Genomic DNA, 9,944 nt, shown 5'->3' with positions numbered 1-9,944 from the left:
TGCGAATTTGTATCATAACAGATTCCAGCGCATACGCAAGGTCCACTTTGTTCTCCACCATGCGTATGCGCTGAAACCTGTTCGTGCATGATACACGCAAACCCAGACGTGAGGAAAACTCAAAAAGCACATAGATAAAGAAAGGAGAAAAAGGATGCCCAAATACGCTGACAGAAAAAAAGAACGCTCCCCACCGGAGTCGAATCTAAAAAGCACATTAAAAAAATAATTTTGAAAAAGGAGATTTTATTATGACAAGAGAAATGCTGAAAGAAGAATTAGGAAAAAGAGGTTTAAAATTTATTGAAAAAGAAGTGGTGAAAAACGGAGAAATGTTACACGCATTTGAGTTTGAAACCAAAGAAAAGGATGGGTATGGAGTAGCTGTGTTGCTGTATCCAGATGAACTTATTGCCATAGCTGAAATGCGTGGAGATAAAATGGATAGGGTTGTTGATGAAATTATTGAAGCTGTCAGTGATGAAAATATTCCAAAAGAAATTAGTTCTTTTTTGAACAAGGAAGATATTTTAAAACATTTGTATATCGAAGTAGAAAAAGTAAATAACAATGCGCTGGATGAAATCAGAAGAAAATGCGAATATTGTGAGGAAATCGAAAGCTTCCTTGTTAGAAGAGTAGTTGAAAATGATTCCTTGTATATGGAGACGAAATTAAAAAGAGGTATGCTGGAGCAGTTTAAAATTGATGAAGAAATGGCATGGAAAATGGCAGAAAAGAATACATTTGCAGAAGGACAGATTTTGAAAGTTTCATTTGGAGACAATACAATGTTAGTTGCAACAAATGAACATGGAAATAAGGGGGCTGTCCAGTTCCTTAATAAAGAAATGATGAATGAAATTAAAAAGGAATATGCGGTTGAAAACCTTGTAATCTTGCCAAGTTCTATTCATGAATGTATCGTTGTTCCGAAAACAGAGGATACGGATTTGGGTGATTTATCCAGAATGGTTCGTGATGTCAATGTAAGTACAGTAGCCGAAAGAGAGCAGTTGGCGAACAGAGCATTTATTATCTAAGAAAAATGGAAATATAAATTTCCAACACATAAAAACATAGCAGAGAAAGAATCTGCTGAAAAAAAGTAAGGTGTCAGCAATGACACCTTATGAAAAAGAAGTATTTTTCAGAGTGGTCGAAAGACCACTCTTTTTCTTTGAAAGAAATAATTTTAGGGTGTCATTCCTGACACCCTAAGTAGAAAAAGTATTCAGAGCAACTGAAGCATATCGGAGCAGTAAAGCGGAGAAAGAAAATAAATTTTCTTTTTTTATTGAAAAAAGTAGAACTTCGGAGAAGTAAAGAGCATAAGAGGAATCTGACATCAACTTACGTTGATGGTTAGGCAAAGCCTAACGATTCCATGCTCTCAAATATAAAAAGTGTGGTGACAAAAATGTATTGATAACTATATAATAAAAAGATATAATAACATATATAAAAATATGGAGGAAACAAAATAATGAACATATCAGTGCGTGGATTAGATGCGGCAGTCGTTAAGAAAATTGATGAACTTGCCAGGAAGAACAAAGTGAGCCGGGAGGAATATATCCGGAGGTATTTGACAAAAGTATCTGAGCTGGAAGATATCCAGAACATCGATGAAAAATATCATAACCTAGTAGATGCTGTAGTTGATCGACTGGAACAGGCAAATGACATTATCGAATCCAATACTCTTGCGTTGGAGAAGATTAGTGAAAAGCTGAAATAATGAAGGAACATAGTTAGGTGTCATTCCTGACACCTAACTCGAAAATTTAATAAAGGAAGAAAATTCATATGAGGAAGAAATCATTTTATATAGCAGAAGAAAACGAAAAGATCTTAAATGAACTGCAAGCGAAATTGGGTTTTACTACATCCAGCCAGGTTATTAATTATCTGCTCTCAAAAGAGAATGAAGCGTGGGAAGAAAAGATTGCAATTGCTGTGAGAAAGGAGTTGGAACAAAATTATCTTCAGAAAGAACGTATGAAATGGGCAGTACAAACAGCGGAACAAAATTCTATAGTGCTACTGGATGCTGTGAATACGATTTTACACAGTAAACAATTGTCTACTTGTATTGGATGTGATTTTGCGCCATCTCCGGTGATTTCGCAATCGAGAAAAAACTTGAAAGATAAAATACAGCATTTCAAGCAGAAAAGTGATGAAAGAAAACGATTGAAAAAATAAGGTGTCATTCCTGACACCTAAGAGGAGAGAGAAACAAACAAGGTGTCATTCCTGACACCTAAGAGGAAGAAGCGACAGGGTGTCATTCCTGATACCTAAGAGGAAGAAGTGACAGGGTGTCATTCCTGACACCTAAGAGGAAGAAGGAACAAGGTGTCATTCCTGACACCTAAAAGGAAGAAGCAGGAGGGTGTCATTCCTGACACCTAAGAGGAGAAGTGACAGGGTGTCATTCCTGACACCTAAGAGGAAGAAGTGACAGGGTGTCATTCCTGACACCTAGAGGAAGGAGGAACTAGGTGTCATTCCTGACACCTAAATGGGATGGGAAACATCAAAGCAGGAGTAATAGTAAAAAATCGGTTCTGTAAACCAAGCAGTAGTAAGTATAACCAGTATATTAATTATATGGACCGCCCAGAAGCAGTAAGAACAGAGCATACGATGGAGTATGATCTTTATGCGGATTATATGGGAAATCCAGAAAAAACTACAGGATTATTTACCGCTGAAAAGAATAGGTTGACAGAAGCGGAATCTAAAGAGATGAAAAAAAGATTTGCGGCAGCGCAGGAAAAAGGATCACTGATGTGGCAGACGGTGATTTCCTTTGATAACAGTTGGTTAAAAGAAAATGGATTGTTGCACGATGGGATACTGGATGAAAAAAAGATATATGAAGTAACCAGGAAAGGAATGCGGAAGATGCTGCAAAAAGAAGGATTGGAAAATGCGATATGGAGTGGCTCTATTCATTACAATACAGATAATATCCATATCCATGTTGCTACAGTAGAACCAGATCCTATGCGGAAAGTGAAAGAGTATCAGGAGTATGAATGGAAAGAAGAAAACGGAAAAAAGGTGAAAGCTCCGGTAAGGAATAAAAACGGAAAACTGGTAAGCAGTCAGGAAATGGTTGGAAGATTTAAGTTAAGCAGTATTGAAGCCTGTAAAAGTACGATCGCAAATGAAATTATAAAAAGCAGGGATATCAATCATAAAATTAATGAGATCATACGTGGGACGATCATTAAGCAGAAAAAAGATCATTCACTTGCAGAGGATAAAGAACTGGCACACGCATTTTTTCAGTTATATAAAAAGTTGCCGGAATGTGATAAAAAGATGTGGAATTACAGTACGAATCTTATGAAAAGCATTCGACCTGATATTGATGAATTGAGCCGTAGATATATTGATCAGTATCATAAAAATGATTTTCAAAAATTAGTGTCAGAATTAAAAATGCAAAGTCTGAAATATCAAGAGGCATATTCGACAAAAGGAAATCCGGAAGAATATGTAAATAACAAAATAAAGGATTTATACAAGAAACTTGGAAATTGCATCTTAAAAGAATTGCGAGAATATGACAATGAAATAAGAAGTAATGCGGAACAGGAATACAGAGCAGCGGAGCAGGCAGAGGAACAGGGACGAAAAGAAAAATTACCTGAGCCGGAGCTGGAAGATAACTGGTATCCTGTGGAGGAAGACTGGAAGTATTCTGATCAGGTGGAATCAAGCAGAGGAGTAGTATGGTCCAATATTTACAAAAAAGCAAAAGAACTGATTTATGAAAAAGAAAAATTTGTAAGTGGAATCCGGCTGCTGGAGCAGGAGCCGGAAAATGCATTGGCATTGTATGAGCTGGGGACTTGCTATAATTACGGTCGTGGTGTTGAGGCGGATGAAGAAAAAGCGGGGGAATATTTCAAAGGATCCCTGCAAATATTTCAAGATGTTTATGAGAGCTTAACCAGTTTAGAAAAAGATAAATTTTTAAGACAATATGTACCATATCGAATTGCCAAGCAGTATGCATATGGACAGGGCGTTGATAAAGACTATGAACAGGCAAGAAAGTATTATGAAGAAGCTGCAGGAGAAGGGAATATTTATGCCATGTACTCACTTGGAAATATTTATTATTACGGGCAAGATGTAGAGGTTAGTTATGATCAGGCAATACAGTATTTTAATAAATCTGCAATTGGTGGTAATGCGTATGCAGCGTATCGATTAGCCAGTATGTATGAGAAAGGTGTTGGAGCAGCGGTGGATCAGGAAAAAGCGCAGAAATATTACCGGGATGCATACGAAGGATTTTCCAAAATGCTTTCAAAAAGCAGTGATGATATGTTGGGATATAAAATTGCCATGATGGAATTAAAGGGGCAGGGAACGGAGAAAAATATAGAATTTGCAGAAGCACATTTGAAAAAAGCAGTAAAAAAGAAAAACTATTATGCGATGTATCAATTGGCAAAGATTAATCTGGAAAATGGAGATATTGAAAGTCTTAAAGAGTCAGAAAAACTTTTGATGAAAGCAGCGGAAAGATTTGATTATGCACAGTATGCATTAGGAGATATTTATACGGACAAAGAAAGCCCGTTGTATCAGATGGAGAAAGGTATTAAGTGGCTGGAAAAGGCAAGGAATAACGGAAATGAATATGCATCCTATAAACTTGGAAAAATCTATTCAGATATGCATTCGGAATATTATGATCTGCATAAGTCAATCGGTTATCTGGAAGGAAGTACAGAGAATAACTATGTGAAGGAGCTTCTTGGAAAATGTTATTTAAAATTGCCGGAGAAAGAACAGCAGCGGAAAGGTGTGGATATATTAAGAGATGCTATGGAAAAGGGAGCTTCCGAATCAACACAGTATGTGCTGGGAAAATATCTGGCATATCAAGGAGAACAAAAGAGTGAGATAAAAGAGGGGATGCAGATGCTGACGGAGCTTGCAGAAAATAATTATGAATATGCACAAGTGTCATTGGGAATTTTTTATATGAAGAAAGAGCCTGGCGAACAGAATTTTGAGTTAAGCAAATATTGGTTGGGAAAGGCAAAGGATCAGGGCAACGCATTTGCAGAGGAAATATTAAAAAACGTGGAAATGCGTACAGCTATGTATGCTGGGAAAAAAAGAAGCAGTGTAAGGTTGGAGTATATTAGGTATGGATCGGCATTAAACAAGGCAATCGTTTCTTTGAAAAGATCTATGAATAATGAGTATGAGCAGCGACAGAACGAATGGGAACATGAGCTGCTGACACGATTACCGGAGAAAGAACAGGAGTATGAGAGGTAAATCTACTTGACAATATTATATATATAATATATTATACTATATAATCAATATAAAATAAAATCGGAGGAAAACAAATGGAAAATTTGATTTTTTTTAATAACAAAGGTGGCGTGGGAAAAACGGCGAGTGTAACAACAATTGCTCATATTTTAGCGACAGAATTTCAAAAAAAGGTCTTATTGATTGATCTGGATCCGCAGATGAATACAACCTGTTTATATAGCGAAGTAGATTTTTTACAATTATTTGCCAAGGTATATAACGGTGAAAATGTACATACGCCGGGAAGTAAATCTGTGGAAGATCTTTTGATGGATCGTGAAATGGATATTCACGATGCAATTAAGAAAACAGAATATGAGAACCTGGATATCATTCCCAGTTATCTGACGTTATCAGAAACAGAGGAACGGATGAAAGCCGATGTAAAAACGCCGCAGCAGTTTCGGTTACAGAAACACTTAAAAGCAGTGCAAAATGAATACGATTATTGTATAATGGATAGTAGTCCATCGGTTTCGATTGTCAATATAAATGGCTTAGCGGCTGCTGACCGGGTGTACCTTCCGGTAAGATGTGATGGCGGCAGCTTACTTGGTGTAGCAATTACCATGAATCTGGTACAGACCGTGCAGGAATATAATCCGCGTCTTAAGATTGGCGGTATATTTTTCACACAATGGAATGGACGAAAAAATGTTTCTAAAACAGTTTATGAATTGTTACAGGAGGCATTTGGAAATTATATCCTTCCGACAAATATTAGTGTAACGAAAAATATTGAAGAAGGATCACTGGTTCAAAAACCGTTATTGGCATATGATAATGGTAAAGAAAAATGCCGGGCAACAAAAGAGTACATGCAATTAACAAAATATATAATGGGAGTGAAGGAAGATGCCAAAGTTTAATAAAGAGTTATTCAGAGGGTTAGACAGCCTTAAAGCTGAACAGACAGAAGAACCTACGCTTAAAGTAGGAGCTGGATTATTAAATGATAAATCAAAGAATGATTTAAAGATATCGTATCTTAATAGAGACGATATTGAAAAAAATGAAATGAATAAGTACAGTATAGCCGAAATTAACAGCCTTGCATGGTCGCTCGACCATACCGGACTAATTCAGCCATTGCATGTAAAAGCAATGGAGAACGGAAAATATAAATTGTTAGGTGGAGAAAGAAGACTGACAGCGATTGACCAATTGATTGCAGATCCGGAAAATACAAAATGGACACAGGACAGCCTTATCCCGTGTGTAGTAAAAGATCCAGAAGAGATAGATCTTCCACTTAGTAGTAAAAATAAGGAAAGGCTTTCGATTATTACAACAAATAAGGAAGCAAGGAATTACACAGATGCGGATCGAATGATGGAGATCCGTGAATGGAAAGAGATTATTCAGGAGTTAAGAGAGAATGGAGTAGAGAGTATTCCTTTTGCCAGCAAAGATGGAGCAGAAGATGAATTGATGATCAAAGGTGAAAAAACAAGAGACATTCTTGTGCAAACAACCGGTATGAGCAGTGGGACAATAAATAAATTCGAAAACATTGAAAAGCACGCATCTGATGAACTAAAAGAAGCAATATTGCTCGGAAAAACAACCATCAATACGGCAGATGAGATCGTAAAAAAGATGGATAAGGATGAGCAGAGAGACTATCTGAAAGAAGCAGAAAAAACAGGGGAAGAAATAACACCGTCAGGAGCAGCAGAAAAGAAAGCAGAGAAAATAGCAGATAACCCTAATGCGGTATCCTTAGAACGTTTCAAAAAAGATATGAAAGGAATTACGAAAAGTCTGAAAAAGCAATATGTTTATTTGACGAAAGAAGAGAAAATGCGTTATGATGAATGTATAGAGATATTAAGAACTTTACTGAATAAGGAGTAGCGCAGCATGGAAAAAGTACAGACCAGTTTTTATATAACGAAAGAGATCAAGGATTTGGTGAAATTTCTTTCCAAGCGAGAGGAAATCACAAAGACGGTTTTTTATAGAAGAGCAATAAGAAATTTTTTCTCTGTAAATTCAAAGATTGATCCAAGAGTAATGCTTACGGAAAGAAGCAATCCGGATTATAAAAGACGGGATGTGCTGGAAACAATGATATTTGATGAAGATCAAATATCATTAATAGAAGAAAAGGCCGAAAGGTTGGGATGTAGTAAAAGCTGTGTAATCTTTCAGGCTCTGATTGATTATTGTGCACTACTATTGACCGTAGATGCTTCAGGCGTTGAAATAAAAGAAACGAAAGACTATTATTAAAAATTATTTAGGTGTCATTCCTGACACCTAAACAAGATGTGGGAAAGGAGAATGCCAAGATGAAAAATTATTACAGCACGATAGATAATATAGCACTTACATTTTCTGATATTGAAGAAGATAGTGCTGGGTTTGAGACAATTACCTTTCGCTTTGAACGACCAAATGATAAAGGCTTTGATTTTGCAGAAGGAAAGCTCCCGGAAAATCAGGTCTATAAATCTTACGGATTTTCAGAAGACGAGTTGATGCAGATGCAGCAATATCTTAGAAATAACAGTTTTATCATATGGGAGATCGCCAGAGAAAGAGGGGAAAAACAAAGTGCCTAAAGCGTTATTGGATTTTTTGGGATATACATTTTATTTTTACTCAAATGAAAACAGTGAACCGATTCATATACATGTATCGAAAGGGAGACCATCTGAAAATTCTGCAAAGTTTTGGATAAAAAGAGATGGCGTTATATTAGAACATAATAAGGGAAATATTCCTAAAAGTGATCTGAAGAAAATTCAAAAGTATATATGTGCGAATAGAGCGGATATTGTGAACCGTTGGTATGAGTATTTTGGATTTTAAAAGAATTAGGTGTCATTCCTGACACCTAAAGTAAAAATGAAAATAGGGTGTCATTCCTGACACCTAACACAAGATGAGGTGAAAAGCTATGAAGAAAAAATGGATCGCAGCAGTTGTTGGTTTAGTTGTTGTTTTGGGTGCTAGTATAGGTATATATAAATATAATGCATATGCTGCAAAAGAGAAAAATTATGTGGTGGAGTATGGAGATAAATTAAGTACGGATCCGGCAGATTATATTGCCGGAAATGAAACAGCATTAGAGAATACAAAGTTGGATCTGTCCAGAGTAGATACATCAAAAGTAGGAACTTATCAGGCATATGCAACCTACAAAGATAAAACGGTACAGTTTAAAGTAAAAGTACAGGACAGCAAAAATCCGGAAATCACATTAAATGATGTAGCAGCAAATATCATTGTGAACCGGGATGTGAAAGCATCTGATCTGGTAAAGAGTGTGACGGATAAATCTGGTATTAAGAGCATCCAGTTTTCCAGATGTGATATTAAAAAAGAAGATGTAAATGACTTAAGCAAATATACATTGAGTTTTCCGAAAGCCGGAGAGAACAAAATTGAAGTTGTGGCAGAAGATAATAACGGCAATCAGAGTATGAAAGAAGTCACTGTTAAAGTGACGGAAGATTATCTGAAGCATGTAAAGGGCTTCCGAAATTTCAAAGTGATCAAAGGAAATAAAGCAGACTGGATGAAAGGGATCAAAAAAGATAAACTGATCAAAAGTATTCAGGCAGACGATTCCAAGGTGAAGCTGAAAAAGGTTGGAAAATATAAACTGGTATATAAGATTACCGGATCAAACGATACAGTTGTTACAAAGACTGTGAAAGTAACAGTAAAGAATAAACCGGTAACTACGGTCGCAAGATCAAATAGCTATAGTAATAGCACCGGTACAACCGGCAGATCATATCGTTCCGGATCAACATCCTCTTCCTACGGCAAAAGGAGCAGCACTGGCTCAACGAGAAGAAGTAGTAGAAAAAGTAATAGTGGGAGAAAAAGCAGTAAAGGAACATATGATGATTTGAAGCCAGGACAAAGTTGGAACATTAAGTACAGGGAACGCAATGTTGATATTGGTAATGGAAGTACTGCTGATAGTTTTGACTGGTAGAAGAATAAAAATTTAGGTGTCATTCTTGACACCTAAATTTTAAAACTATATTATATATAAAAATAAATGTTTGAAAAATAGGGTGTCATTCCTGACACCTAAATTTTGAAGTGATATTATATATAAAAATAAATGCTTGCACGGAGAAATGACAGAATTGAGAAAGAAAAGAATTACATCATATTACATAACAGAAACACTAAAAGAACTTATAAGTTATCTGATTCAAATGGAAGAGATTAGCAAAATTGTATTTCTGGATCGGGCAGTATCGTACTTTTTTGAAGTGGATCCAGTTATGAATGATGAAGTTTTGATTACATCAAGGAGAGAAGACAAATATATAAAAAGAAATGTATTGTATTCCAACTATATTTATGAAGACCAAGATGAAAGATTGGATAAATATACAAAACTGACAGGTTGCAAAAAATCTCAGATTATTTTTCAGGCATTAGTGAATTACAGTGCATATCTGTTAGAAAAAAACGATAGCTTTTATCTAAAACTTATGGAGAAAAAAAGATGAATTATGAAAGAAGATACTCTATGAGGAGGGAAGATAAAAAGAGGATTTTCTTATTTATTCCAAATTACCATATGGAATGATCATAATTAAAAAAGT

11 protein-coding genes are annotated in these 9,944 nt (G+C 35.9%); all 11 read left to right on the top strand.

What is annotated here, in order from left to right; genetic code table 11:
* The first annotated feature begins 251 nt into the window (after positions 1 to 251).
* The 11 genes from DW125_RS13360 to DW125_RS13310 all read left to right on the top strand — a co-directional run bounded on the left by DW125_RS13360 (position 252) and on the right by DW125_RS13310 (position 9,848).
* Positions 252 to 1,043, top strand: coding sequence for a DUF5688 family protein (locus DW125_RS13360; protein WP_117538452.1), 792 nt, complete (start codon positions 252 to 254; stop codon positions 1,041 to 1,043).
* Positions 1,044 to 1,486: 443 nt separating this feature from the next.
* Positions 1,487 to 1,741 carry a ribbon-helix-helix protein, CopG family gene (locus DW125_RS13355; RefSeq protein WP_117538451.1) on the top strand — a complete coding sequence of 85 codons (255 nt, stop codon included), beginning with the start codon at positions 1,487 to 1,489 and terminating at the stop codon, positions 1,739 to 1,741.
* A gap of 68 nt (positions 1,742 to 1,809) precedes the next feature.
* Positions 1,810 to 2,208, top strand: a complete 399-nt coding sequence (locus tag DW125_RS13350; RefSeq protein ID WP_117538450.1) for a hypothetical protein — start codon at positions 1,810 to 1,812, stop codon at positions 2,206 to 2,208.
* 324 nt (positions 2,209 to 2,532) lie between these two features.
* Positions 2,533 to 5,319, top strand: a complete 2,787-nt coding sequence (gene mobP2, locus DW125_RS13345) for a MobP2 family relaxase (protein WP_117538449.1) — start codon at positions 2,533 to 2,535, stop codon at positions 5,317 to 5,319.
* Between the two features lie 74 nt (positions 5,320 to 5,393).
* On the top strand, positions 5,394 to 6,230 hold the full coding sequence (locus DW125_RS13340) for a ParA family protein (RefSeq protein ID WP_117538448.1): 837 nt from the start codon (positions 5,394 to 5,396) through the stop codon (positions 6,228 to 6,230).
* Positions 6,217 to 7,218 carry a ParB N-terminal domain-containing protein gene (locus tag DW125_RS13335; RefSeq protein WP_117538447.1) on the top strand — a complete coding sequence of 334 codons (1,002 nt, stop codon included), beginning with the start codon at positions 6,217 to 6,219 and terminating at the stop codon, positions 7,216 to 7,218. The genes DW125_RS13340 and DW125_RS13335 overlap by 14 nt, the downstream gene beginning before the upstream one ends.
* Positions 7,219 to 7,224: 6 nt before the next feature.
* Positions 7,225 to 7,596: a hypothetical protein gene (locus DW125_RS13330; RefSeq protein WP_117538446.1), complete on the top strand. Its 372-nt coding sequence runs from the start codon at positions 7,225 to 7,227 to the stop codon at positions 7,594 to 7,596.
* Positions 7,597 to 7,655: 59 nt separating this feature from the next.
* A complete protein-coding gene (locus DW125_RS13325) occupies positions 7,656 to 7,928 on the top strand; it encodes a hypothetical protein (RefSeq protein WP_117538445.1) in 273 nt (90 codons plus the stop codon).
* Entirely contained in the window at positions 7,921 to 8,178 is a 258-nt protein-coding gene (locus DW125_RS13320) for a DUF4160 domain-containing protein (RefSeq protein ID WP_242993003.1), read from the top strand. Before DW125_RS13325 ends, DW125_RS13320 begins: the two co-directional genes overlap by 8 nt.
* Positions 8,179 to 8,266: 88 nt before the next feature.
* Positions 8,267 to 9,319, top strand: a complete 1,053-nt coding sequence (locus DW125_RS13315) for a hypothetical protein (RefSeq protein ID WP_117538444.1) — start codon at positions 8,267 to 8,269, stop codon at positions 9,317 to 9,319.
* A gap of 148 nt (positions 9,320 to 9,467) precedes the next feature.
* A complete protein-coding gene (locus DW125_RS13310) occupies positions 9,468 to 9,848 on the top strand; it encodes a hypothetical protein (RefSeq protein WP_117538443.1) in 381 nt (126 codons plus the stop codon).
* The last annotated feature ends 96 nt before the right edge of the window (positions 9,849 to 9,944 follow it).

The sequence above is a fragment of the Dorea sp. AM10-31 genome, from assembly GCF_003435815.1.
GTDB lineage: Bacteria > Bacillota > Clostridia > Lachnospirales > Lachnospiraceae > Dorea_D > Dorea_D hominis.
This window is presented reverse-complemented; position numbering and strand designations above follow the sequence as displayed.